We start from the raw sequence: 23314 nt of genomic DNA on the forward strand, positions 1-23314 counted from the left end.
GATCCAATCAACGGCCGGATTTTGGATGAAGCCAGCACCCGACCCTGTCTCGCCGCTCGATGCCCTGGCCGCCAGCGCCGCCCCGCGCTGGCGCACCGCGACCGAGTTCGTGGAGGCGACGCTGAAGGCAGCCATCCTGGAAGGGCGGCTGCCCGGCGGCACGCCGCTGCGGCAGGAAGAACTGGCCGAGCGGCTGGGCGTCAGCCGGATGCCGGTGCGCGAGGCGCTGCGGCAGCTTGAGGCGCAGGCGCTGGTGGAGGTGCTGCCGCATCGCGGCGCCGTGGTGGCGGAAATCTCCGCCGCCGACGCGGCGGACCTCTTCGCCATCCGCCGCGCGCTGGAGCCGGCGGCGCTGCGCCTTTCCATCCCGCATCTGACCGAGGCGCAGCGTGACCAGGCCGGGGCGCTGATCACCGCGATGGATGTCGAACCCGATCCGGGCAGGATGGGGCTGCTGAACCGGCAGTTCCATATGGCGCTCTACGCCGCCGCCGGGCACCCCCGCCTGCTGGCCCTGACCGAGCAGCACCTCGCCGCCTTCGACCGCTACCTCCGTTTCCACCTTGCGGCGCAGGGGCGGGAGCGCATGGCGCAGCAGGACCACCGCGCCATGCTGGAGGCCGCCGCGCGGGGCGAGGCCGCTGCGGCGGCGGCCATTCTGGAGGCCCATCTCGACCAGGCCGCCGAGGCCATCGCCCGCTTCTTCGCGGCGCGGGAGGCGGGCGCGGCGTGAGAGACGGCCACTCGCAACAAAAGCTTCACCGAATCGCCATTCGACTGACGCCCTGTTAACGTTTTCTGCCGCCCGCCCGGCGGCCCTCTCCCGTGCCGCCGCCTGCTGACCGGGATGTGACACCATGCCAGACACCAACCTGCCCCAGGGCGGGCACAAGCCGTTGGAACTTGAGGATATCGGCAGCAATCCGCAGCCGCGGAACACGATCGGGGAGCTGATCGAGCGCCGCCTGTCCCGCCGCGCGGCGCTGCGCGGGCTGATGGGCGCGGCGGCGACCGCGACGCTGGCGGATCAGCTCCTCGTCTCCGGCAGCCGCGCCCTGGCGGCGGAGGCCAGCCCGTCCAGCCTGGGCTTCAAGGAGCTGTCCCACCAGCTCACCGAGCGCGACGCGGTGCCGGAGGGCTACGAGATTCAGACGGTGATCCGCTGGGGCGACCCGGTGCTGCCCGACGCGCCCCGCTTCGACCCGCGCAACCAGAGCGCCGAGGCGCAGGCCGCCCAGTTCGGCTACAACAACGACTACGTGGACTTCTTCCCGCTGCCGCGCGGCAGCCGGAGCTCGGATCACGGCCTGCTGGCAGTGAACCACGAATATGCCGACACGCAGCTCATGTTCCCCGACATGGGGGACGACGAAGCGGCTCGCCTGAAGTCCAGCCGCGCCCAGGCGCTGGTGGAGATGGCAGCGCATGGCATGTCGATCGTCGAGATCCGCCGGGAGAACGGCCGCTGGGCGCCGGTGAAGGCCGCGAGCCTCAACCGCCGCATCACCGCCGAGACGCCGATCCGCATCAGCGGCCCCGCCGCCGGCCACGACCGGATGAAGACCAGCGCCGACCCGGCCGGCCGCCTGGCGCTCGGCACGCTGAACAACTGCGCCGGCGGCAATACGCCCTGGGGCACCGTCATCACCTGCGAAGAGAACTTCAACCAGTATTTCGGCGGCGCCGCCGCCAAGACCGGCGCGCAGGCGGCGATGTACAAGCGCTACGGCATCGTCGAGCAGGCCAGCTATTCCTGGCCGCAGCACGTGGAGCGCTTCAACCTCGACAAGGAGCCCAACGAGCCGAACCGCTTCGGCTGGGTGGTCGAGTTCGACCCCTACGACCCCGGGAGCCAGCCGGTGAAGCGCACCGCGCTCGGCCGCTTCAAGCACGAGGGCTGCACCCACGCCATCTCCGCCGATGGCCGGGTGGTCTTCTACATGGGCGACGATGAGCGCTTCGACTATGTCTACAAGTTCGTCACCGCGCGCCCCTGGAACCCGGACGATCCCGCCGCCAACCGCGACCTGCTGGACGAGGGCACGCTCTATGTCGCCCGCTTGCAGGATGACGGCCGCATGGAATGGCTGCCGCTGGTGCATGGCCAGGGTCCGCTGACCGCCGCGAACGGCTTCAACAGCCAGGCCGAGGTGCTGATCGAGACGCGCCGCGCCGCCGATCTGCTGAAGGCCACCCCGATGGACCGGCCGGAGGATGTGCAGGCCAATCCGGTGAACGGCCATGTCTATGCGATGCTGACCAACAACACCCGCCGCAAGCCGGAGCAGGTGGACAAGGCCAATCCGCGCGCCGCCAATGCGCATGGCCATGTCATCGAGATGATCCCGCCCGGCGCCGGCACCGACAAGGTGGATCATGCGGCGACCGAGGGCCGCTGGGAGATCTTCCTGGTCGCCGGCAAGCCCGGCGTGGACCCTGGCGCCACCTACCACCAGGGCACCAGCGCCGAGGGCTGGCTCTCCTGCCCGGACAACTGCACCTTCGACAGCAAGGGCCGCATCTGGATCGCGACCGATGGCGCGCCAGGCACCTCCAAGGTGGCCGACGGCCTCTACGCCGCCGATACCGACGGCCAGGGCCGTGCGCTGACCCGCCTGTTCTACCAGGCGCCCACCGGCGCCGAGGTCTGCGGCCCCTGCTTCACGCCGGATGACGAGACGGTCTTCCTGGCCATCCAGCACCCCGGCGACGACAAGGGCAGCAGCTTCGCCAACCCTTCGACGCGCTGGCCGGATTTCGATCCCGCCATGCCGCCGCGTCCTTCGATCATCGCCATCGTCAAGCGCGGGGGTGGCAAGATCGGCGCCTGAGAAGCCGGCACGGGGCCTGGCGCAACCGCCGGACCCCGCGCTGCTTGATTGCGCGGGGCGAAGGGGCAATCTGGGAGGCATGGAACAAGCCTCTTCCCCGCCGCTGGGCCGGCCGGATGGCCTGGGTTCGCCGCCGCAGAATGGCGGCGAGGCGCCGCGCGCCGCCGCTCCGGAGCGGCCGGACCTCTGGGGCCGCCGGGAAGGCCCCCGTGAAGGGCGCTCCAACGGTCCCTGGGCGGAGCAGCCCGGCCCCTGGAACCCGCGCCGGAACCCTCGCATGCCGCCGCCGCGCGGCTGGCGCCGGCCGCGCCCCGCCGGCGGGCCTGGCGCCGCGCCGGGCTGGCCCGGCCGCGGCGAGACGCTGCGCCGCATCGGCGGCTTCGCCCTGCTGGGCTGCTCGCTCTGGCTGGTCGCCATCCTCGCCTTCTTCCAGGCGATCATCGGGATGTTCTCGTGATGGAAACCGGCATCATGGAGCAGCTCCGGCTGCAGTTCCGCCAACTGCGCGGCGCGCTGCTGGTGCTGACGGCCCTGCCGCTGGTGCCGGCGCTGCTGTTCAACCTGATCGGTGGCGCGCAGAAGCCGATCCTGGGCACGCTGCTCGGCCTCGGCCTGCTGGTGCTCGCCGTCCGCAAGCTGCGGCGTGGCCATGTGCGCGCCGCCGGGCTGCTGGTGGGCGCGGCCACCGCCGTGGTCGCCGGCATGGCAGGGCATGTGGCGCCGGTGGCCGCCGTGGTGTTCGGCGCCATGGCCTATTTCGGCACCCAGCTTCTCTACACCCATGCTGAGCCCGCCGAGGTGGAGCCGCCGCCGCAGCCTGCTTCCGCCGAGCCGCGTCCCGACCCGCTGGCGGTGCCCCGCCCGCGGCTTGCCGCGCTGGAGGGCGCCGATCCCCGGCTGCGCCCCGCCGTGGCGGCGCTGCGCGAGCTGTTCGCCGAGCTGGAGCGACGGCCTGAGGCGAACGCCGAGGCGCGCCGTTTCCTGAACCTGCAGCTTGACGGGCTGGAGCGGATCGATGCCCGTCTGCGCCTCGGCGCCGAGCCGCCGGAGAGCCTGTCGCGGCTGGTGGAGGACATGGCGCGCGGCAGCACGGCCATGCGCGACCGTTTGCGGGCCGAGGAAAGCGTTGCGCTGGAGATCCAGGTGAAGGTGCTGGCCGACCGGCTGCGTGAGGAGGGCTACGCATGAGTTCCGACCAACTGGCTGAAAGCGCGCTGGACCGCGGCGTGCCTGCGGAGAAGGTGGAGTCGCTGGCCGCCGCGATCGACCTCTCGGACCCGGCGACCATCCTGCGCTTCGGCGCCGACGCGCAGAACCGCGCTGCCGCGGCGGCCGATGCCATGCTCGGCGCCGCCCGCAACCAGACCACCGGCGAGGCCGGCGAGGCGCTCTCCGGCCTGCTCGCCACGCTGCGCGGCTTCGATGTGACGCAGCTCGGCGAGAAGCGCGGCCTCCTCGCCCGCATGCTCGGGCGCGGCAAGGCCGAGGCGGTGGCCATCATCCAGCGCTATGAAGGGGTGCGTGGGCAGATCGAGACGGTGGGCGACCGGCTTGACAGCCACCGCACGCGGCTGCTGGAGGATGTCGAGCGGCTGGAGCGCCTCTATGCCGCGACGCTGGACTGGTTCCACGCCCTGGCCGAGCACATCGCCGCCGGCGAGGTGGTGCTGGCGCGCACCGATGCCGAGGCCATCCCTGCCGCCGAGCGCGCCGCCGCCGACCTGAAGGACACGCTGGCGCCGCAGAAGCTGCGCGACCTGCGCGCCGCGCGCGACGAGCTGGACCGCCGCGTGCACGACCTGCGGCTGACCCGGCAGGTGGCGATGCAGGCGCTGCCCGGCCTGCGGCTGATCCAGGAGAACGACAAGGCCCTGGCGGCCAAGATCCTCTCGGTGCTCAGCAACACCGTGCCGCTCTGGCGCACGCAGCTTGCCCAGGCGCTGGCCATCCAGAACATGCGCGAGGCCGGCGCGGCGGTGCGCGCCGCCACCGACCTCACCAACCGCCTGCTCACCGCCAATGCCGAGACGCTGCGGCAGGGCAATGCCGAGGCGCGGGTGGAGCTGGAGCGCGGGGTCTTCGACCTGGCTGCCGTGCAGCAGGCCAATGCCGCCCTGGTGGCGACGCTGGAGGACAGCCTGCGCATCGCCGAGGAGGGCCGCGCCACCCGCCTGCAGGCCACCAAGGATCTGGCCCAGGCGGAGGCGGAGATCCGCCGCGCGTTGACCGCCGTCCGCCCCAGCGCGGAGGTCACGCGGCGCTGACGACAGTTTTCGCGCGGGTGGTCTTGACCGCGGCCGCCGCAGGGGTTCCCCTTCCTCATCAAAGGATAGGAGGAACGCCATGCGTGGCTGGGCTGTCGTCGAGGCCGGGGCGCCGCTGCAGAATGTCGAACTGCCGCTGCCCGAACTGACCGGCGAGGAAGTGCTGGTCGAGGTGACGCATTGCGGCGTCTGCCACTCGGACCTGCATATCTGGGAGGGTAGCTACGACATGGGCAGCCGCGGCAAGATGTCGCTGGCCGACCGTGGCGTGACCCTGCCGCTGGCCATGGGCCATGAGGTGGTCGGCAAGGTGGTGAAGCTCGGCCCCGAGGCCAAGGGCGTCTCGCCGGGTGACATGCGGGTGGTCTTCCCCTGGCTCGGCTGCGGCAAGTGCGACCGCTGCCAGGCGGGCAACGACAATCTCTGCGCCGTCGCCGCGCGCAGCATCGGCGTGTTCCAGAACGGCGGCTATGCGACGCATGTCATCGCGCGCAGCCCGCGGCACCTGGTGGCCTTCGACGGCATCCGGCCCGAGGTGGCGGCGACCTATGCCTGCTCCGGCATCACCGTCTATTCCGCCATCCGCAAGGTGATGCCGATGCCGGCCGACCGGCCGATCGTCATCGTCGGCGCCGGCGGGCTCGGGCTGAACGCCATCGAGATCCTGAAGGCGCTCGGCCACAAGCGCATCTGCGTGGTGGACGTCGCGGCCGACAAGCTGGAGACGGCGAAGCAGGCCGGCGCGACCGACACCGTGCTGGCCGAGAGCGAGGACACCGCGGCGCGCATCATCGGCGCCTGCGGCGGCCCGGTCGAGGCGATCATCGACCTCGTCAACGGCACCAGCACGGCGCGCTTCTCGTTCGACGCGCTGGTGAAGGGCGGCAAGCTGATCCAGGTCGGGCTGTTCGGCGGCGAGCTGAGCATCCCGCTGCCGATCATGCCGACCAAGGCCATCACCATCCAGGGCAGCTATGTCGGCAACCCGCAGGAACTGCGCGAGGTCGTGGCGCTGGCGCAGGAGGGCAAGCTCTCGCCGCTGCCGGTGACGACCGAGCCGGCCAGCGAGGTGAACAACGTGCTGAACCGCCTGAAGGACGGCAAGGTGCGCGGCCGCGTGGTGCTGACCGCGGCCTGAAACCGACAAAAAGAAGATGGGGGTCCGGGGGAATTCCTTCCCCCGGACTTTTTTGTCCTCTCAGCCGGTCAGCACATCCTCCACCCAGCGTGCCCAGCACAGCAGCGCCGCATCCTCGCCGAAGGGTGCAACAAGCTGCACGCCAAGCGGCATTCCCGCCGCCCCCGTGCCGGCGGGCAGGCTGATGCAGGGGCCGTGCAGGGCGGTCCAGAGCGCATTGCAGGCCGGGTCGCCCGTGGCTTCGAGCCCAAGTGGCGCCTCGGAGGGCGCGGCGGCGGTCAGCAGCACGTCGAAGCTGTCCATCAGCGCCCGGAAGGCCTGACGCCCCGCGGCGAAGGCCGTGCGCGCGGCGATCAGCTCCGCGACAGGCAGGCCGGCGGCCCAGTCCAGCCGCTCGTTCAGCACCGGCGAGATCAGCGCGCGGGCGGTGGCGCGTTCCCAGGCGAGGGAGAGCGCGGTTTCCCCGTTCATCACCACCGGATGCGCCTGCACCACCGCCTGGAGCGCCGGGGGCAGGGTGATGCGCGTCACCCGGGCGCCGGCGCGGGCGCAGCGTTCCGCCACCTCCTCGATGCGCGCGGCGCTGTCCGGGCTGAGCAGCGACTCGCCCGGCCCGAAGCAGAGGGCGATGCGCGGCGCGCTCTCGGCGCGGGCAGTGAGGTCGAGCCGCGTCAGGGCGCCGGCGAAGAGGGCGCAGTCCTCCACCACGCGGCCGAAGACGCCGATGGTGTCGAGGCTTTCGCTCATCACCTTCATGCCGGCGCGGTGGATCAGGCCGTGGGAGGGCTTGAAGCCCGTCACCCCGCAATAGGCCGCCGGGCGCAGCACGGAGCCGGCGGTCTGGGTGCCGAAGGCCAGCGGGAAGAAGCCCGCCGCCACGCCTGCCGCCGAGCCCTGGCTGGAGCCGCCGGGCGTGCGGGCGGGGTCGTGCGGATTGCTCGTCGGGCCGGGGTGGCGGGTGGCGAACTCGGTCGTCACCGTCTTGCCCATGATGATGCCACCGGCCGCGCGGGTCAGCGCCACGGCGGAGGCGTCGGCGCGCGGCCGGTGCCCGGCCCAGATCGGCGAGCCGTATTCGGAGGGCAGGTCGGCGGTGTCCAGCACGTCCTTCACGCCGACCGGCAGGCCGGCGAGCGGGCCGCCATGCGGCCGGGCGGCGGCGCGGCGGGGCAGGGCGGGTTCGAGGCTGCTGAAGGCGCGGACCACCGGCTCGCGCGCGGCGATGCGGTCCAGGCAGGCTTCCACCAGCGCGGCGGGGGCGAGGCGGCCGGCGGCGATGCGGCGGGCGGCCTCGGCGGCGGGGAGATCGGCGGGGTTCGTCATGCGGCGAGGATGCGCGGAGGTTGCGCAGGCGGTCCAGTACCTGTCGACGCCCCGGGGCGCGGAGCTGCCGTTGCCAGGGGCAGCGAATGGGCCACAATAGCTGCCGGAGCAGACGGGCGCTGCCTTTGGGGCGGCTGGCGGGGAGGGCCACCCATGCTGGAGGCACGGACGATCGGCATCAGCATCGCGCGTGATTGGCAGGAGGTCTACGACGCCATCTGGCGGCCGGAGGACTTTCCGAAATGGGCCGCCGGCCTCAGCCAGGCCGCTTTGCAACGCGATGGCGATGCCTGGCGGGCGCAGGGCCCGGAAGGGCCGGTGCGGATCCGCTTCACCGGGCGAAATCCCTTCGGCGTGATGGACCATGTCGTGGAGACCGGTGCCGGGCCGGAGGTCTATGTGCCGATGCGGGTCATCCCGAACCAGGGCGGGACCGAGGTGATGCTGACCCTGTTCCGCCAGCCCGGCATGTCGGAGGCGAAGTTCGCCGAGGATGCCGCCTGGATGGCGCGCGATCTGGAGGCTCTCCGCGCCCTGCTGACCGGCGGCTGAGCGGCTACTCCGCCGGCGCCAGCACCGGCACCGCTTCCGGCTCCATGCGCTGGGCGTAGCGGCGGGCGAGGGTGGCGCAGACGAAGAGCTGGATCTGGTGGAACAGCATCACCGGCAGCACGATCATGCTGACCACATCGCCGGGAAAGAGGATGTTGGCCATCGGGATGCCGCTGGCGATGCTTTTCTTGGAGCCGCAGAACACCGCCACCACCTCGTCCGCCCGGCACAGGCCGAGGGCGCGGCTGGCCAGCAGCGTGGCGCCCAGCACCGCCGCCAGCAGCACCGCATCCAGCAGCAGGATCGTGACCAGGACGCCGGGCGTGATCTGCCCCCAGATTCCGGCCACCATGCCCTCGCTGAAGGCGCCATAGACGACGAGCAGGATCGAGCCGCGGTCCACCAGGCCGGTCAGCGCCTTGTGCCGCTGCAGCCAGCGCCCGGCGAAGGGCCGCACCGCCTGGCCCGCCGCGAAGGGCAGCAGCAGGTGCAGGGCGATGTCGGAGAGCGCCCCGGCGCTGAAGCCGCCATGGCCGGCCCGCAGCAGCAGGGCGGTGAGCAGCGGCGTCAGCACCATTCCGGCAAGGTTGGAGAGCGTTGCCGCGCAGAGCGCCGCCGGCACGTTGCCGCGCGCGATCGAGGTGAAGGCGATGGAGGACTGCACTGTGGAGGGTAGCACGCAGATGAACATCAGCCCGAGCGCCAGCGCCGGGGGCACGAAGGCGCCCACTGTCGCCATGGTCACCAGCCCGAGCAGCGGGAAGAGGAGATAGGTGGCGGCGAAGATCAGCGCCTGGAGGCGCCAGTGCAGCAGCCCCTCCAGCAGGTTCCGCGGCGCCAGCCGGGTGCCATAGAGGAAGAACAGCATCGCCACGGCGGCGGTGGTGGCCTGCCCCAGCACCGCCGCTCCGGCGCCGTGCGCAGGGAGCAGCGCCGCCAGTGCCACCGTCGCCGCCAGCATCACCAGGAAAGGGTCGAGCGGCAGTCGGGGGAGGCGGGGGGCCATGTCGGTGTCTCGATTCGTGCGGGTGCTTCCGAGGTAGGCCGCGCCGCAGTATTCCGCCAGCGAATGACCCGGGATAACAGCCAACACGAAACGTGATAACAAGGCACCATGCTGCCGCCCCTGCTGCTCCGCTCCTTCCTGGCCGTGGCCGAGACGCGCTCCTTCACCCGGGCGGCGCAGCGCCTCGGGCTGCGCCAGTCCACCGTCAGTCAGCACGTCCGCAAGCTGGAGGCGGCGGTGGGCCGCGCGCTCTTCGCGCGCGACACCCATGCCGTGGCGCTGACGCCGGACGGCGACGCGCTGATGGACTTCGCGCGCGGCGTGCTGGAGGCGAACGAGCGGATGGAGCGCTTCCTGGCCGGCGCGCATCTGCGCGGCCGCATCCGGCTGGGCGCCTCGGAGGATTTCGTCTCCGCCCGGCTGGCGGAGGTGCTGGCCGAGTTCACCCAGGCGCATAGCGGCGTGGACCTGGAGCTGACGGTCGGCCTCAGCGGCACGCTCTACGAACGCTTCGATGCCGGCGAGCTGGACGTGATCGTGGTCAAGCGCCGGGCGGGCGACCCGCGCGGCGCCTTCGCCTGGCGCGAGCAACTGGCCTGGGTAGGGCGCCCCGGCCTGCGGCCGGACCCGGCGCAACCCTTGCCGCTGGTGCTCTTTCCGCCGCCCAGCATCACCCGCGCGCTGGCGCTGCAGGCGCTGGAGCAGGCGGGCCGCACCTGGCGCGTGGCCTGCACCAGCCCGAGCCTCAGCGGCCTGCGTGCGGCGGCCATGGCAGGGCTCGGGGTGGCGCCGCACTCCACCCGGCTGCTGCCGCCGGGCCTGGCGCCGCTGCCGCCCTCCCGGCATCTGCCGGAGTTGGGGCAGATCGAGTTCGTGGTGATCGGGCCGGGGCCGCAGCACCGCCTCGCCTCGGCGCTGGTGACGGCGCTGCTGCGGCACCCCGGCCGGCTGCATCCCGGCCCGGCCTGAGCCGCGCTCCCCCTCTGGCGGCGGAGCCTGCGCCTCCCCATCTCCGGCCAATGTCCAGGACATCCCATGCGGACGTGCGCGACGACATTCCGGTCGCCGTATCGGCCGACGGCGTGCTGCTCTACGCCGTTCCCTGCCGCCCCGAGTCGCTTCCGGCGGTGACGCCACACGCCCTCAGCCTCGCCTGGGCGGCGGCACGCGCCGCCGCGACCGCCGAGGCCTGGGGCCCCCACCGCAGCCTGCGCTTCGAGGGCGGCCCGGTGCTGGCCCTGGCCGATGCCGATGCCGCCTGCTGGGCCGAGGCGGTGGACCGCACGGTGGGCCTGACGCATCTCGCCGGCCTCTCGCTCTGCCTGCGCCTGCTGGCGCTGGTCGAGCTCCTGGGGCGGGCGCGCTGGATGACCGGCCTCTTCGCCATCGACTCCGACGGGATCGAGCTGCATCCGGCGCTGCTGGCCGCCGCGGCGAATCTGCCGCTCGACCACGCGGCCCGGTTCGACGAACGCGGCATGAAGCGTCTATTGTCGCGGCGCATCGCCGGCGCCGGCGGCGCGGCGGAGGAATAGAGGGGCGGCAACCGTCCCGCGTCCCGGCATGCCGCCTGCGCGGCGCCCGCCCCTGAAGACCTGCCGGAGCGCACCATGAAACGCCTTGTCCTCCCCCTGCTGCTGCTGACGGCCGCCTGTGCCGGCATGGCGCCCCGCACCGCCGAGGAGCGCCAGCAGGATGCCGCGCGCGCCGCCTGCCGGCAGGAGGCGGAGCGGATGATGCGCACCCGCGAGCGTGGCCAGACCATGCGGGTGGACGAGGCCGAGTCCCGGCTCGGTGCCGGTCCCTTCACCGGCAGCAGCCTCGCCGGCTCGATGAACACCGAGCGCCTCGGCGCCCGCTTCGAGCAGGACCAGCTCATCCAGGAATGCCTGCGTGGCCGGCAGGATGGCGCCATGCCGGGGACGGCCGCGCCGCCGGCCGGAGGGGCGGGCCGGGGCTCCTGAGCTGCCGGTCTTCCGGTCGCCCTTCGGCGCGCTGACCCGCGCACTGGCGACCCGCAACGCCCGCATCTTCTTCGGCGCCAGCCTCGCCTCCTGGACGGGGCTCTGGATGCACCGCATCGCCGTCGCCTGGCTGACCTGGGAGCTGACCCACAGCGCGCTCTGGGTCGGCCTCGTCGCCTTCTGCGACCTGGCGCCGGCCGCGGTGATCAGCCCCTTCGCCGGCGCCATCGCCGACCGCGCGGACCGGCTTCGCCTCGCCACCATCGCGCAGGCGGTGATCGCGCTGGAGGCGGCGAGCGTGGCGACGCTCATCGCCACCGGCAACATGCGGATCGAGTTCCTGCTGGCGCTGGAACTCTGCTCCGGCACCGCCGCCAGCTTCGCCCAGCCGGCGCGGCAGACGCTGATGCCCGGCATCGTCGGCCCCGCCGACCTGCCGGCGGCCGTCGCCTGCAACTCGCTCGTGTTCAACGTGGCGCGGTTCATCGGCCCGGCCCTGGCCGGGCCGGTGATCGCCGCCTTCGGCGTGGCGCCCGCCATTGCCTGCAACGCGATCGCCTATGGCAGCGCGGTGCTGACCATGCCGCTGCTGAAGGTGGATCCGGCGCATCGCCGCGGCCATCCGGCCACGGCCAGCCTGCTCGGCGAGGTGAAGGAAGGCTTCACCTATGTCGCGCGCCATCCCGGCCTTGGGCCGCTGCTCGGCTATGCGGCGCTCATCGGCGTGCTGCTGCGCTGCGTGCAGGAGCTGCTGCCGCCTTTCGTGGAGCGCAATTTCGGCCGTGGCGCCGAATCCCTGGCCATGCTGACCGCCTGCTTCGGCGTCGGCGCGCTGGTCTCCGGCCTCTGGCTGGCGGCGCGCGGACGGGTCGCCGGGGCCACGCGCATCGCCATCCTGGCCGGGCTGTGGCAGGCGCTGGCGGTCGTTGGCTTCGTCGCCACCGGCTGGTTTCCCTTCGGCCTGCTCTGCGCGGCGCTGATCGGCGCCTCCGCCTCGCTGCACGGCATCTCCGTCCAGCAGCTCGCGCAGACGGCGGCGGTGCCGGAGATGCGCGGCCGCGTGCTGGCGCTCTGGGGGCAGATCACCCGTGCCTGCCCGGCGCTCGGCGCCCTGCTGCTGGGCGCCTCGGGGGAGGCCTTCGGCCTGCGCATTCCCACGCTGGTCGGCGCCGGCCTCGGCCTCGCCGTCTTTGCCTGGGGCTGGACACGCTATCGGACCATCGAGGCGGCGCTGGAGAATGCGCCGGAACAAGGAGAGAGCAGGCATGTTGCAGGCGGCGATCATCGGCATGGGCCGCTGGGGGCGCACCCTGGTGGAGAGTGTCCAGGGGAGCAGCGAGGCGGGGATCCGCTTCGTGGCGGGGCAGACGCGCAGCCCGGAGAAGGTGAAGGACTGGTCGGCGGAGAAGAACATCCGCCTGCTCGACGGCTACGACGCCGTTCTGGCTGATCCCGAGGTGCAGGCGGTGGTGCTGGCCACGCCGCACAAGCTGCACGCCGAGCAGGTGATCGCCGCTGCCCGCGCCGGCAAGCATGTCTTCGTCGAGAAGCCCTTCACCCTGACCAAGGCCAGCGCCGAGGCGGCCGTCGCGGCCTGCCGCGAGGCGGGCGTGGTGCTGGCGCTCGGCCACAACCGGCGCTTCCTGCCGGCGGTGGCGGAGATCAAGGCGATGCTGTCGGATGGCCGCATCGGCACGCTGCTGCATGTCGAGGGGCAGTTCAGCGGCCCCGGCGCCGCCGGCTACAAGCCGGGCATGTGGCGCGCCGACCGCGCGGAGAGCCCGCTCGGCGGAATGGGCGGCATGGGCATCCACATGATCGACATGATGATCAACCTGGCCGGTCCGATCGCCGAGGTCGCCGTGCACAGCACCGCGCGCGTGCTGGACAACGGCCTGGACGACACCACCGCCATGCTCTGCCGCTTCCGGAGCGGCGCCACCGGCACCTTCGCGACCCTGGCCTATGCACCGCGCTGCTGGCGCGTGGCGCTTTACGGCTCCGAGGGCTGGGTGGAGCTGACCGACCACGAGCACATGATCTATCGCCCGCGCGAGGGGGAGGGCTTCGTGCGCGACTACCCGAAGACCGATATCGAGCGCGCCGAGCTGGCCGCCTTCGCCGCCGCGGCGGCGGGCGGGCCGGCCTATCCGCTGCCGGTGGAGCAGGCCATCCATGGCGTGTCGGTCTACGAGACGATGATCGTCTCCGCCGCCTCCGAGGGGGGCAACCGCGCCGTCCCCTGAGGGTGGTCCCGGCGATTCCCGGGCGGGGGTGGTTCCCACCCGGGCCGAAGCCGGGCTAGAAGCGGCTGACCTCGTGTCGGTGCCGGGGGCTATTCCCCGGCACCGGACTCACCGCAGGGAGCGCGTTGAACCATGGCCAAGATTACCCGCCACGACAGCAATAAGATCCTCTCCGGCGCCGTCGAGTACCACAACTTCGTCTTTCTCGCCGGCATGACGGCCGACGACCTGTCGCAGGACGTGGTCGGCCAGACCAAGCAGGTGCTGGCGAAGATCGACGCCGCCCTGGAAGGCCACGGCACCGACAAGACCCGCCTGCTGCAGGCCCAGATCTGGCTGAAGGACATCCGCGACCGCGGGGCGATGAACGAGCTCTGGTCGGCCTGGCTGCCGGAAGGCGGCGCGCCGGTCCGCGCCTGCGTCGAGGCCAATATGGCGGACCCCCGCCACCTGGTGGAGATCATGGTGACGGCCTGCCGCTGAGCGGCTGCCGCCACCATAAAATCCGGATCTGCAATGAACGGCGCCGCGGGAAACTTCCGCGGCGCCGAATTTTTTTTCTTTTCTAGAGGCTTGCATTGCGGTGTTGCAGTTCTGCCGCAACACTGTGGCTTCTTGCTCGCGAAGTCGCGAGTCTAGGATTAACTTCATATTAACAGCCCGGTGGCAGCGCCGAAAACTGCGAATCACATCCCATTGCGCCATGTATCAGCCAGGTGGGATTGCCGCTCCCTTCCCCCCCTTGCTACCCGAAACAGGCCGCGACGAGAGCGCGGTGGGGACATAGCGATGGGGGTCGCATGCGGGGCAGCAGCACAGCGGTGGCGTTCGCGCTTCTGGTCGGGACGTTTTGCGCCGTTTCGACGGATGCGGACGCGACGACCAGTCGAAAGGCGCGGGAGACGCTCAAGCAGCCGCGGGTGACGCTGCAGCAGACCTCCGCGCGCAGCGTCAAGCCGACGACGCTGAAGCTGCATGCCGGCCGTCGCACCGCCGCCGCATCCACGCACGAATCCTTCGCGACGCCGATCTCCTGCGTGCCCTATGCCCGCTCCGTCACCGGCCTGGACATCACCGGCAACGCCTATACTTGGTGGGCCAGCGCGGCGGGCCTCTATGCCCGCGGCCACAAGCCGGAGCGCGGCGCGGTGCTGAGCTTCAAGTCCTCGGGCGGGATGCGGCTCGGCCATGTCGCCGTGGTCTCGCGCGTCGTCAGCGCGCGCGAGATCCTGGTGGACCATGCCAACTGGGAAGGCCCGGGGATCCGCAAGGGTACGGTGATGCGCGGCGTCTCCGTCATTGACGTGTCGCCACAGAATGACTGGACCGAGGTCCGGGTGCAGATCGGCCGCAGCGACGAGGCCTATGGCCGCGTCTATCCGACCAACGGCTTCATCTTCAATCGCGCACCCAACGCGCTCCGCATGGCTGCCACGAGCGGCGACTTCGAGGAGGTGGCGGAGGCGCCGCTCCAGGCCGGCGCGCATGCCGAGCACATGGCCGAAGCCGTCCGCAGCCTGAATCTCGACGCCGCCCGCTGAGGGCCTGACTGCCGCCTCCGGGCGGCGCGCCCCGGCCTCATCGCTCTGCCCGGGATCGGCGCAGGCGAAGGACTGCCGCCGCCCCAGCGTGCCATTTGCGCGCCACGCGCGCCCGGAGCATTCTCCGCGCCTGCTGGGCTGAAGGAGTCGCTGATGGCCGTGATCGCGCCGCATGCCGCGCATTGGGGCAGTTTCGATGCCGTGGTGGAGCAGGGCCGCCTCGTGGGTGTCCGCCCCTTCGCTCGGGACCCCAATCCGGGGCGGCTGATCGAGGCCGTGCCGGATGTCGTGCATGCGCCGAGCCGCATCGACCGGCCCCATATCCGCGCCGGCTGGCTGCGCGGCGAGCGGCGCGGCGCCGCGCGGGGCGACCGCGATTTCGTGCCGGTTTCCTGGGACCAGGCCATCCGCCTTGCCGCGGAGGAGAGCGCGCGGGTGCGCGCCGAGCACGGCCACGCCGCCATCTTCGGCGGCTCCTACGGCTGGTCGTCGGCCGGACGCTTCCACCACGCCAAGAGCCAGCTCCAGCGCTTCCTCGGCCTCGGCGGCGGCTACACCACGCAGGTGACGAACTACTCCTACGGCGCCGGCATGACGCTGATGCCGCACATCCTCGGCACCAATGACGTGATCCAGGGCCCCGTCACCAGCTGGCCGAGCATCGAGAAGCACACGCGGCTGATGCTCTGCCTGGGCGGCCTGCCGCTGAAGAATGCGCTGATCACCGCCGGCGGCGCCGGCGCGCATGAATACGTGCCCTGGCTGCGGCGGGTGGTGGAGGCGGGGGTGCGCTTCGTCAACATCTCGCCCTTCCGTGGCGACGCGCCCGACTTCCTGGGCGCCGAGTGGGTGCCGATCCGCCCCAACACGGACACCGCGCTGCTCCTCGGCATGATGCACGCGCTGGTCGCGGAGGGCCTGGAGGATCGCGGCTTCCTTGCCACCCACTGCACGGGGTGGGAGCGGCTGCGGTCCTACATTCTCGGCGAGAGCGACGGCACGCCGAAGACGCCGGAATGGGCCGCCGCCATCACCGAGGTTCCGGCCGAGACGATCCGCGCCCTGGCCTGGGAGGCGGCGCGGCTGCCCACCATGCTGACCGCCACCTGGTCCATCCAGCGCGCCGAGCATGGCGAGCAGCCCTGGTGGGCGCTGGTGGCGCTGGCTGCCACGCTCGGCGGCATCGGCCGGCCGGGGCAGGGGGTGATGTTCGGCTATGGCTCGATGAACGGCATGGGTACGCCGCGCCGCGCGCTGCCCTCCGTCTCGCTGCCCGCCACCCGCAATCCGGCGGGCCTCTCCATTCCCGTCGCCCGCGTCACCGAGTTGCTGGAGCGGCCGGGCGATGTGCTGCAGTACAACGGGCGGGACATCATCCTGCCCGATATCCGCCTGATCTGGTGGGCCGGCGGCAACCCCTTCCACCACCACCAGGACCTCAACCGCCTGCTGCGCGCCTGGAACCGTGCCGAGACCATCATCGTGCAGGAGCCCTGGTGGACGGCCGCCGCGCGCCATGCCGACATCGTGCTGCCCGCCACCACGACGCTGGAGCGCAACGACATCGGCTCTTCCTCGGCGGACCGCTTCCTGCGCGCCATGCACCGGGCCATCCCGCCGCAGGGCCAGGCGCGCAACGACCACGACATGCTGGCGGACATGGCCGAGCATCTCGGCTTCCGCGACCGCTTCGCCGAGCAGCGCGACGAGGGCGCCTGGCTGCGCCACCTGTACGAGCGCTGGCGGCAGGCCTGCGGCCGCCTCGGCTTCGAGGCGCCGGACTTCGACCGCTTCTGGGCCGAGGGCCATGTCGAGGTGCCACCGCCGGAGGAGGATTTCGTGCTCTTCTCCGACTTCGCCGCCGACCCGGAGGCGCATCCGCTGAACACGCCCTCGGGGAAGGTGGAGCTGTATTCCGAAACCATCGCCGGCTTCGGCTACGCGGAGATCGGCGGCCATCCACGCTGGCAGGAGCCGACGGAATATCTCGGCGCGCCGCTGGCCGGCCGCTTCCCGCTGCACCTTCTCTCCTATCAGCCCGCGACACGCCTGCACGGCCAGCTCGACCCCGGACGCGTCGCGGCGGAGAGCAAGATCCAGGGCCGGGAGCCGCTGCTGATGCATCCCGAGGATGCCGCCGCGCGGGGCCTCGCGGAGGGCGACATCGTCCGCGTCTTCAACGCGCGCGGCGCCTGCCTCGCCGGGCTGCGGCTCAGCGAGGGCCTGCGGCGCGGCGTCGTGGCCATGGCCACCGGCGCCTGGTGGGACCCGGCGCCCGAGGCGGAGGGGCTGGACGTGCACGGCAATCCCAACGTGCTGACCCAGGATGTCGGTACCTCGCGGCTCGGCCAGGGCAGCGCGGCGCAATCCTGCCTGGTGGAGGTGGCGCGCTTCGCCGGTGCGCTGCCGCCGGTGACGGTCCATGCCGCGCCGCGCCCCTTGGAGGTGGTGTCGTGAAGGCGCTCACCCGTCGCGCATTGCTCGCCGCCGGGGCGGCGCTGCCTGCCCTGGCGGCCGCGGCACAGGTGGCGCGCATCTCCACGCTGGACATGCCGCCGCTGCGCATGCCGGTGAAGCTGGACGACACCGTCGCCCCTGGCTATCGCCGCAACGTGCTGGTCCGCTGGGGCGACCGCGTCACCTATGACGCCGCGCCCTGGAACCCTCAGCAGCCCACGCCCGCCGCCGCCGCCACGCAGTTCGGCTGGGACGCGAGGATCTGCGGCATGGTGGTGCCGCCGGTGGGCGCCGACGGCGTGGAGCGCGCGGTGCTGGCCGTCGCGCACCCCACGGCGGACCCGGCCATGGCCTTCCCCGGCGGGCAGGATCGCCCTGCGGTGGCGGCGATGATGCAGGGCGCCTCGCTGCTGAACGTGGAGAAGCAGGGCGGCCGCTGGGTGGTCGTGGATGGTGGCTACCAGGCCCGCCGCCTGTCGGCCGAGACGCTCTGCCGCATCACTGGCCCGGCGGCACAGGTTGTCGGCGGGATGGTGCAGGGGCTGCTGGCGGTTTCCGGCGGCTGCCCCACCCCCTGGGGCACGCAATTGCTGGCGGAAGGCGATCCGGCCCCGTGGATGGCGCGCCTCGGCACACTGGACCCGCGCTTCACCGAGGGCATGCACTTCGGCTGGGTGGCCGAGCTGGACCCGATGGACCCTGGCGCCGTGCCCGCCAAGCGCACCGCGCTCGCCCGCTTCCCACGGGGGGACGCGGCGGCGGCACTGAGCCGCGACGGCCGCGCGGTGGTCTATCTCTCGGACCGGCGGGTCTTCGGCCACCTGTTCCGCTTCGTCTCGGACGGGCCGGCGAATGCGCCCGGCGCGCTCGACCTCGGCACGCTGTCCGTCGCCCGCTATGAGGCCGGGCGGCTGCGCTGGGAGCCGCTGCCGCGCACCGTGGACATGCTGCTGAACCCGCTCGCCTATGCCGCCCAGGCCGGCGCCATCGGCTTCGACGTGCCGAGCGGGCTGGCGGTGGACCCGCATTCGGGCTGGCTCTACCTCGCCTGCAACGGCAACGCCGCACGCCGCCCCGATCAGGTGGACCGGCTGAATCCGCGCGCGGGCAACCGCTCCGGGCATATCGTCGAGATCATCCCCGAGGGCGGCGACCATGGGGCCGACGAGGCGGCGGCCGGTGTGATGCTGCTTGGCGGCGCGCCGCCACCGCGCTTCGCGGGCCTGGCGGGCAGTTGGCCCGACGCCCCCGCCACCCTCGCCGTGGACGGCGCCGGGCGGCTCTGGATCGGCACCGACCATGCCGGGCTGGTCGGCCCGCAACCCGACATCCTGTTCGGCTGCGACACCGCCGGGCCAGGCCGGGGGCTGCCGCTGCCGCTCTACGGCGCTCCCCGGGCCGCGGCGATCGGCGGCGCGGCGATGAGCCCGGACGGGATGACCCTCTTCGCCGTGGTGCGCACGCCGGGCGCCGAGCCGGGCGCGAGCTACGCCCGCCCCGGCACGCGCTGGCCGGCCTTCGATCCCCGCCTGCCGCCCCGCACCACGCTGGTCGCCTTCAGCACCACCAGCGGTGCGCCGGTGGGGGGCTAGAGCAGATCCTGTTCCGACGGCATCATCGGAACGGGTGAAGATGCTCGTCAAAACAAACGACTAGAGTATTTTCGGTGAGCCAAAGCGAACGGAAAATGCTCTAGGGCGCGCAGGCTTTCGCCTGGGCTGCCGCCTTGGTCTGGAGGCTGAGCTCCGGGTGCCGGGTGACGCCGGGCGAGGCGAGATCCCCGCTGACCACCACCGGCACGAGGACGCGCAGGAGCGCATCCTGCAACGGATTGGGCGTCAGGGTGAGGTTCAGCCTGGACTGGGCAAGCTGCACCGTGCCCTCGCCGACGATCACCACCTGCGGGATCTGGACGACGAGCTGCTCCACCTGCACCACGCCGTGGCGGATCGGGAGATCGGCCACGGCGCAGACCACCGGCGTGGGTCCGCTGCCCCCGCCGCTGCCCAGCAGGAAGCCGAGCGTCTCGACGAGGTCCATCGAGATGTGCGGGAGGCCGGACAGGTCGAGGCTCCCCTCGGAGACGCGGAAGTTTGCCCTGCCGCCGAGCCCTGCCAGGATCTCGGGCCGCGTGGCGCCCTGGCTCCGCAGGTCAAGCGACGCGGTGGCGAAGCTTCCCGTCAGCCACTCGATGCCGAGGGGCGCCAGGACAGGCGCCAGCGACAACCCGCTTGCCTCCAGCCGCAGGCTGCTCTGCACGGAGCCGGCTTCGTCGGCGGCGATGGTGGTCGCGCCTTCGGCCATGCCGCCCGCAATCTCCAGGCGCAGCGGCTCGATATGGAGCCGGCCGTCCTGCAGGTTGGCGGTCATGCGGAGCGCGGCTGGCTCGCCGGGCAGGCCTTCAAGCTGTTGCACCTGCAGTGTGCCGCTGGCATCCGCCTGGCGGAGCCATGCCGCAGGCATTCGCGCCGGCTGTGGCGCGGAGGAGGCGACGCCGCCTGCGCCCGGGGTGGCGACGAGCCACTCGAAATCGGCCAGGGCGATGCGCGGCGCGATGAGGTCGAAGGAGAGGCGCGGCCGCGGCTGGGCGTTGCGCACCAGGCTGGCGCTGCCGCGCAGTTCGCTGCTGCCCAGGCGCGCCAGCATGTCCCGCAGGTTCCATCCCTGACCATCGCCAGTGGCGTGCGCCGTGAGGTGAAAGGGCGGTGTGGGCTCCGCCGGAAGACCGATGGCGCCGAGCAGCGGCGCAAGACTGTCGCCGTCCCCCCTGAGGCGGAGGTCGGCGCTCGCGAGGTCCAGGGGATTGCCGAGATGTCCGTCCGCCGAGAGGCGGGCGGTCTCGGGACCGAGCTTCACCTGGACCGGGAAGGGGGTCCCGTCGGTTCGGATGCTGCGGAGCAGGGCGTCGGGCGACCCGGTCCGGCCGGTGAAGGGAACCGGTGCGCCGCCACGGAGGCTGGCCATGCCCCTGAAGTCTGTGCCGCCGTTCTCCTCCTGCATGTGCAGTGCGAAAGCCCGGACCTCTCCTTCAGTTCCCGGCGAGGCCAGGGAGTCCACGGAGAGCTGCCCGCCTGTGACCTCGACCGCCTGCAGCGCGGCAAGACGGGCCAGCAGGTCGTGCCCGGCCTTTCCGCTGGCGGGGCTTCCGTCCTTCTGCGCCTGCGGCAGGTTCCATTGTCCCTGCTGGTTCCGCGCGAGGTGTAGCACCGGCTGCCGCAGGCGAACCCGGTCCGGCATCAGCTGCAGGCGGAGCAGGTCCCAGAGGTCGAAGGTGATGTCGCTGCGGCCGATGCGCAGCATCTGAGCGGCGGGGCTCCAGGCCAGGTCGGCCACCCGAAGCTCCTGCGCCGTGACGGTGGTGTAGCGCCCCCAGTCGACCGTCACGGGACCGACCTTCACCGCACGCCCGACGAGGGCGGAACCGCCTCTCTCAATGGCCAGGGCCGCCAGGTGGCCGCCGAAAAAGGCGAGCACAACGGCAAGCGCTGCCACCAGGGCCAGCAACGCGGTGGCGGTCACGGATGCAGCGCGTGCAATCGTCGTCATTCCAGCCCCGGCATCCGATGGGACCCGCATCGGCCGCCACCGCTCCCACAACCGTGCAGCGGAGCATCAGTTGCGCGGCGCCCCCGATCCGGCCGGTGGGCAACTGAGGGGGAGCCTCAGACGCGGGCGGCCTGGAAGGCGGCGGCGGCGCGGTCCTCCGCCTGCTCGATCCGGGCGAAATCGCCGCGGAGCGCCTTCAGCGCGTGCCGCTCCTGCTCGATCTCGGAGGCCGTACGGAAGCCGATCCGCCGCAACACCGGGACGGGCGGGCACCATCCCTGCACGGCATGCTGGAACAGGAAGGCCGTCACCAGCGCCGGGAGCATCAGCCAGCGCCGGTCCAGCGTCGCGCCCAGAATGATGCCGGTAAAGGCCAGGCTGGAGGCATTGGCCTCCAGGCTCCGCTCGATATCCCATTCATGGTCCAGTTCCGCCAGGCGGGCCGGGATCTCGGCCGGATGGCGCGCGAAATAGGCGATCCGCGCCTCGGTCTCGTGCCGGATCCTGCGGTTCACGGCGGTGGTGGTGTGGAGCGAGACACGCTCCGTCGTCGCTGGCAGCATGGTTAGGGCTCCCCTGCGGGCATTTGCTCCCCAACACGCGGACGGCTCCGGCGGTTTCGGCGCCGGAGCCATCCGGCCGGGGAGGCCATCAGGAGGTGGCGCTGCGCGGCGCCCTGGCCTCCCGCCGCGTGATGCGCAGCGTGAGGTAGCCCAGCAGCCCCGCCAGCAGGGAGCCGGCAAGGATGCCGAACTTCACCCGGTCCTGCAGCTCGGGTGCGTCGGCGAAGGCGAGCAGACCGATGAACAGGCTCATGGTGAAGCCGATACCGCAAAGCAGGGAGACGCCGAGAAGCTGCCCCCAGCCCGCTCCGGCGGGGAGGTCCGCGGCGCCGAGCCGGATCATCGCCGCCGAGGCGCCGAACACGCCGATCACCTTGCCCAGCACGAGGCCGCCGGCCACACCGAGGGTCAGCGGCTCCAGCAGCACCGCCGGGCTGATGCCCTCGAAGGAGACGCCCGCATTGGCGAAGCCGAAGATCGGCACGATGATGAAGGCGACGGGAGCGGCGAGCGCGTGCTCCAGCCGGTGCAGGGGGGATTCCGCGCCGCTGGCCTCCGGGCTGCCGGGCGTCAGCTGGATGGGAATGGTGAGCGCCAGCAGCACGCCGGCCAGGGTGGCATGCACGCCGGAGCGCAGCACCAGCACCCAGAGCACGGCGCCCAGCAGCAGATAGGGCGCCAGGGAACGCACGCCGCCGCGGTTCATGCCGTAGAGCACCGCCAGCACCAGCGCCGCCCCGCCCAGATCCAGCAGCGAGAGATCGCCGGTGTAGAACAGGGCGATGATGACCACGGCGCCGAGGTCGTCGATGATCGCCAGCGCCGCGAGGAACACCTTCAGCGAGGCCGGCACGCGCTGGCCGAGCAGCGACAGCACGCCGAGCGCGAAGGCGATGTCGGTGGCGGCGGGGATGGCCCAGCCGCGCAACGCCTGCGCGTCGCCGCTGTTGAAGGCGACATAGATCAGCGCCGGCGCCACCATGCCGCCGGCCGCCGCCACGCCTGGCAGCACCCGCCGGCTCCAGCTCGAAAGCTGGCCATCCAGCATCTCGCGCTTGATCTCAAGCCCGACCATCAGGAAGAAGACCGCCATCAGCGCGTCATTGATCCAGTGCTGCAGGTTCAGCGGACCGACATAGCTGGACAAGGCGCCGAAATAGGCCGGCGCCAGCGGTGAGTTGGCCACCAGGATGGCAAGCGCCGCGACGCCCATCAGCACCAGACCGCCCGCGGCCTCGCTGTCGAGGAAGTTCCGCAGCATCGAGCGGATCCGGCCTCTTGCGGCGCGCTTTGCCATTCCGTCCATTGTCGATCCCTTGTCCGTTCCGCCGCCGGACGCCCCTGCGGGCGCGGGTGCAGCCGGCGGTAAGCGATGTATTAAAATTAGTTCATGATACCTGCCCGTAAGGTCAACGGAAAGGGCGGCCAGCCCGTTGCACGCCATGGGAGTTCTATTCGCGGTGCCAGGCCTGCGCCGGGAGCGCCCACCATGTCGCTCCGGCCGCCTGTCCGGCGCGCCGCGACCATTTCGAAACAGGGATGGAAAGGCCTCTTCGGTTCACTTATTGTTCTTTTTGTGCCGATGCCGGGTCATCGTCTCTTGCATGGATGTTCTTTTTATGTTCGCATCCCCGCCATGCCGATGCCGTCCTCCGCCCCCTTTGCTCCGGCCGCCTGGACCCCTCCGCTGACCCCGGCGGACCCCCCATCCTGGCGCGCGGCAGCTGGCGGGGCGCAACGGCACGGCAGAGCGCGGGCAGGGTGGGTTTCCCTGCCCGCGCTTCCCCGGCTGCTGCGGGAGATCATGCTGGGCGCGGTGCTCGGCATCCTCGGCGGCTGGCTGGCGGGCTGGATCGCCGCCTGGCTCCTGCTCTGAGGGCCCG

Annotated in this window: 21 protein-coding genes and 1 pseudogene; 17 read left to right on the plus strand and 5 right to left on the minus strand. The window is 72.1% G+C overall.

The window, feature by feature from the left end:
* Positions 1 to 25: 25 nt before the first annotated feature.
* The 6 genes from QMO56_RS03740 (at position 26) to QMO56_RS03765 (ending at position 6233) form a co-directional block, all read left to right on the plus strand.
* Positions 26 to 733: a GntR family transcriptional regulator gene (locus tag QMO56_RS03740; RefSeq protein WP_283523693.1), complete on the plus strand. Its 708-nt coding sequence runs from the start codon at positions 26 to 28 to the stop codon at positions 731 to 733.
* 124 nt (positions 734 to 857) lie between these two features.
* The gene (locus QMO56_RS03745) at positions 858 to 2831 is read left to right on the plus strand and encodes a PhoX family phosphatase (protein WP_283523694.1); all 1974 of its coding nucleotides are present in this window, start codon (positions 858 to 860) and stop codon (positions 2829 to 2831) included.
* Positions 2832 to 2910: 79 nt separating this feature from the next.
* On the plus strand, positions 2911 to 3288 hold the full coding sequence (locus tag QMO56_RS03750; RefSeq protein ID WP_283523695.1) for a hypothetical protein: 378 nt from the start codon (positions 2911 to 2913) through the stop codon (positions 3286 to 3288).
* Complete coding sequence (locus tag QMO56_RS03755) at positions 3288 to 4019, plus strand: hypothetical protein (RefSeq protein ID WP_283523696.1); 732 nt, start codon at positions 3288 to 3290, stop codon at positions 4017 to 4019. The genes QMO56_RS03750 and QMO56_RS03755 overlap by 1 nt, the downstream gene beginning before the upstream one ends.
* On the plus strand, positions 4016 to 5095 hold the full coding sequence (locus QMO56_RS03760) for a toxic anion resistance protein (protein WP_283523697.1): 1080 nt from the start codon (positions 4016 to 4018) through the stop codon (positions 5093 to 5095). The genes QMO56_RS03755 and QMO56_RS03760 overlap by 4 nt, the downstream gene beginning before the upstream one ends.
* Before the next feature lie 79 nt (positions 5096 to 5174).
* Complete coding sequence (locus tag QMO56_RS03765) at positions 5175 to 6233, plus strand: alcohol dehydrogenase (protein ID WP_283523698.1); 1059 nt, start codon at positions 5175 to 5177, stop codon at positions 6231 to 6233.
* Positions 6234 to 6293: 60 nt separating this feature from the next.
* On the opposite strand, the gene QMO56_RS03770 is transcribed toward QMO56_RS03765, so the two are convergent.
* Positions 6294 to 7556 (minus strand): amidase, encoded by a 1263-nt coding sequence (locus tag QMO56_RS03770; protein WP_283523699.1) that lies wholly within the window; start codon positions 7554 to 7556, stop codon positions 6294 to 6296.
* A gap of 153 nt (positions 7557 to 7709) precedes the next feature.
* On the opposite strand from QMO56_RS03770, the gene QMO56_RS03775 reads away from it, so the two are divergent.
* Complete coding sequence (locus QMO56_RS03775) at positions 7710 to 8108, plus strand: polyketide cyclase (protein ID WP_283523700.1); 399 nt, start codon at positions 7710 to 7712, stop codon at positions 8106 to 8108.
* A gap of 4 nt (positions 8109 to 8112) precedes the next feature.
* Here the strand turns inward: QMO56_RS03775 and QMO56_RS03780 are convergent, their stop codons facing one another.
* Positions 8113 to 9114 (minus strand): bile acid:sodium symporter family protein, encoded by a 1002-nt coding sequence (locus QMO56_RS03780; RefSeq protein WP_283523701.1) that lies wholly within the window; start codon positions 9112 to 9114, stop codon positions 8113 to 8115.
* Positions 9115 to 9222: 108 nt separating this feature from the next.
* Here QMO56_RS03780 and QMO56_RS03785 point away from each other — a divergent pair, with 108 nt between their 5' ends.
* The 9 genes and pseudogenes from QMO56_RS03785 (at position 9223) to QMO56_RS03825 (ending at position 18914) form a co-directional block, all read left to right on the plus strand.
* The gene (locus tag QMO56_RS03785; protein WP_283523702.1) at positions 9223 to 10083 is read left to right on the plus strand and encodes a LysR family transcriptional regulator; all 861 of its coding nucleotides are present in this window, start codon (positions 9223 to 9225) and stop codon (positions 10081 to 10083) included.
* Between the two features lie 74 nt (positions 10084 to 10157).
* Positions 10158 to 10649 carry a hypothetical protein gene (locus QMO56_RS03790; protein WP_283523703.1) on the plus strand — a complete coding sequence of 164 codons (492 nt, stop codon included), beginning with the start codon at positions 10158 to 10160 and terminating at the stop codon, positions 10647 to 10649.
* Positions 10650 to 10724: 75 nt separating this feature from the next.
* Positions 10725 to 11078, plus strand: a complete 354-nt coding sequence (locus QMO56_RS03795) for a hypothetical protein (protein ID WP_283523704.1) — start codon at positions 10725 to 10727, stop codon at positions 11076 to 11078.
* Positions 11020 to 12282 (plus strand): annotated as a pseudogene (locus QMO56_RS03800) (MFS transporter); the annotation flags it as partial. The gene QMO56_RS03795 and the pseudogene QMO56_RS03800, both read left to right, overlap by 59 nt.
* A gap of 85 nt (positions 12283 to 12367) precedes the next feature.
* Positions 12368 to 13324 carry a Gfo/Idh/MocA family protein gene (locus QMO56_RS03805; RefSeq protein ID WP_283523793.1) on the plus strand — a complete coding sequence of 319 codons (957 nt, stop codon included), beginning with the start codon at positions 12368 to 12370 and terminating at the stop codon, positions 13322 to 13324.
* Between the two features lie 132 nt (positions 13325 to 13456).
* Positions 13457 to 13807: a RidA family protein gene (locus tag QMO56_RS03810; protein ID WP_283523705.1), complete on the plus strand. Its 351-nt coding sequence runs from the start codon at positions 13457 to 13459 to the stop codon at positions 13805 to 13807.
* Between the two features lie 338 nt (positions 13808 to 14145).
* The gene (locus tag QMO56_RS03815; protein ID WP_283523706.1) at positions 14146 to 14865 is read left to right on the plus strand and encodes a CHAP domain-containing protein; all 720 of its coding nucleotides are present in this window, start codon (positions 14146 to 14148) and stop codon (positions 14863 to 14865) included.
* Between the two features lie 153 nt (positions 14866 to 15018).
* Positions 15019 to 17322, plus strand: a complete 2304-nt coding sequence (locus QMO56_RS03820) for a molybdopterin-dependent oxidoreductase (protein ID WP_283523707.1) — start codon at positions 15019 to 15021, stop codon at positions 17320 to 17322.
* Positions 17319 to 18914, plus strand: coding sequence for a PhoX family phosphatase (locus QMO56_RS03825; protein WP_283523708.1), 1596 nt, complete (start codon positions 17319 to 17321; stop codon positions 18912 to 18914). Before QMO56_RS03820 ends, QMO56_RS03825 begins: the two co-directional genes overlap by 4 nt.
* Positions 18915 to 19014: 100 nt before the next feature.
* Here the strand turns inward: QMO56_RS03825 and QMO56_RS03830 are convergent, their stop codons facing one another.
* The 3 genes from QMO56_RS03830 to nhaA all read right to left on the minus strand — a co-directional run bounded on the left by QMO56_RS03830 (position 19015) and on the right by nhaA (position 22728).
* Positions 19015 to 20868: an AsmA family protein gene (locus QMO56_RS03830; protein WP_283523709.1), complete on the minus strand. Its 1854-nt coding sequence runs from the start codon at positions 20866 to 20868 to the stop codon at positions 19015 to 19017.
* Between the two features lie 116 nt (positions 20869 to 20984).
* Positions 20985 to 21431, minus strand: coding sequence for a hypothetical protein (locus QMO56_RS03835; protein ID WP_283523710.1), 447 nt, complete (start codon positions 21429 to 21431; stop codon positions 20985 to 20987).
* Positions 21432 to 21519: 88 nt separating this feature from the next.
* On the minus strand, positions 21520 to 22728 hold the full coding sequence (gene nhaA, locus QMO56_RS03840) for a Na+/H+ antiporter NhaA (RefSeq protein WP_283523794.1): 1209 nt from the start codon (positions 22726 to 22728) through the stop codon (positions 21520 to 21522).
* Positions 22729 to 22920: 192 nt separating this feature from the next.
* Here nhaA and QMO56_RS03845 point away from each other — a divergent pair, with 192 nt between their 5' ends.
* Entirely contained in the window at positions 22921 to 23307 is a 387-nt protein-coding gene (locus QMO56_RS03845; protein WP_283523711.1) for a hypothetical protein, read from the plus strand.
* The last annotated feature ends 7 nt before the right edge of the window (positions 23308 to 23314 follow it).

It is taken from the genome of Roseomonas sp. E05 (assembly GCF_030063475.1).
Taxonomy (GTDB): domain Bacteria; phylum Pseudomonadota; class Alphaproteobacteria; order Acetobacterales; family Acetobacteraceae; genus Pseudoroseomonas.

Coding starts and splice junctions, on each gene's coding strand:
- QMO56_RS03750 (WP_283523695.1), top strand. CDS start 2,911: ATGGAACAAGCCTCTTCCCCGCCGCTGGGCCGGCCGGATGGCCTGGGT.
- QMO56_RS03830 (WP_283523709.1), bottom strand. CDS start 20,868: ATGACGACGATTGCACGCGCTGCATCCGTGACCGCCACCGCGTTGCTG.
- QMO56_RS03810 (WP_283523705.1), top strand. CDS start 13,457: ATGGCCAAGATTACCCGCCACGACAGCAATAAGATCCTCTCCGGCGCC.
- QMO56_RS03805 (WP_283523793.1), top strand. CDS start 12,368: ATGGGCCGCTGGGGGCGCACCCTGGTGGAGAGTGTCCAGGGGAGCAGC.
- QMO56_RS03760 (WP_283523697.1), top strand. CDS start 4,016: ATGAGTTCCGACCAACTGGCTGAAAGCGCGCTGGACCGCGGCGTGCCT.
- QMO56_RS03835 (WP_283523710.1), bottom strand. CDS start 21,431: ATGCTGCCAGCGACGACGGAGCGTGTCTCGCTCCACACCACCACCGCC.
- QMO56_RS03820 (WP_283523707.1), top strand. CDS start 15,019: ATGGCCGTGATCGCGCCGCATGCCGCGCATTGGGGCAGTTTCGATGCC.
- QMO56_RS03755 (WP_283523696.1), top strand. CDS start 3,288: ATGGAAACCGGCATCATGGAGCAGCTCCGGCTGCAGTTCCGCCAACTG.
- QMO56_RS03780 (WP_283523701.1), bottom strand. CDS start 9,114: ATGGCCCCCCGCCTCCCCCGACTGCCGCTCGACCCTTTCCTGGTGATG.
- QMO56_RS03770 (WP_283523699.1), bottom strand. CDS start 7,556: ATGACGAACCCCGCCGATCTCCCCGCCGCCGAGGCCGCCCGCCGCATC.
- QMO56_RS03845 (WP_283523711.1), top strand. CDS start 22,921: ATGTCGCTCCGGCCGCCTGTCCGGCGCGCCGCGACCATTTCGAAACAG.
- QMO56_RS03785 (WP_283523702.1), top strand. CDS start 9,223: ATGCTGCCGCCCCTGCTGCTCCGCTCCTTCCTGGCCGTGGCCGAGACG.
- QMO56_RS03795 (WP_283523704.1), top strand. CDS start 10,725: ATGAAACGCCTTGTCCTCCCCCTGCTGCTGCTGACGGCCGCCTGTGCC.
- QMO56_RS03745 (WP_283523694.1), top strand. CDS start 858: ATGCCAGACACCAACCTGCCCCAGGGCGGGCACAAGCCGTTGGAACTT.
- QMO56_RS03765 (WP_283523698.1), top strand. CDS start 5,175: ATGCGTGGCTGGGCTGTCGTCGAGGCCGGGGCGCCGCTGCAGAATGTC.
- QMO56_RS03775 (WP_283523700.1), top strand. CDS start 7,710: ATGCTGGAGGCACGGACGATCGGCATCAGCATCGCGCGTGATTGGCAG.
- nhaA (WP_283523794.1), bottom strand. CDS start 22,728: ATGGCAAAGCGCGCCGCAAGAGGCCGGATCCGCTCGATGCTGCGGAAC.
- QMO56_RS03740 (WP_283523693.1), top strand. CDS start 26: ATGAAGCCAGCACCCGACCCTGTCTCGCCGCTCGATGCCCTGGCCGCC.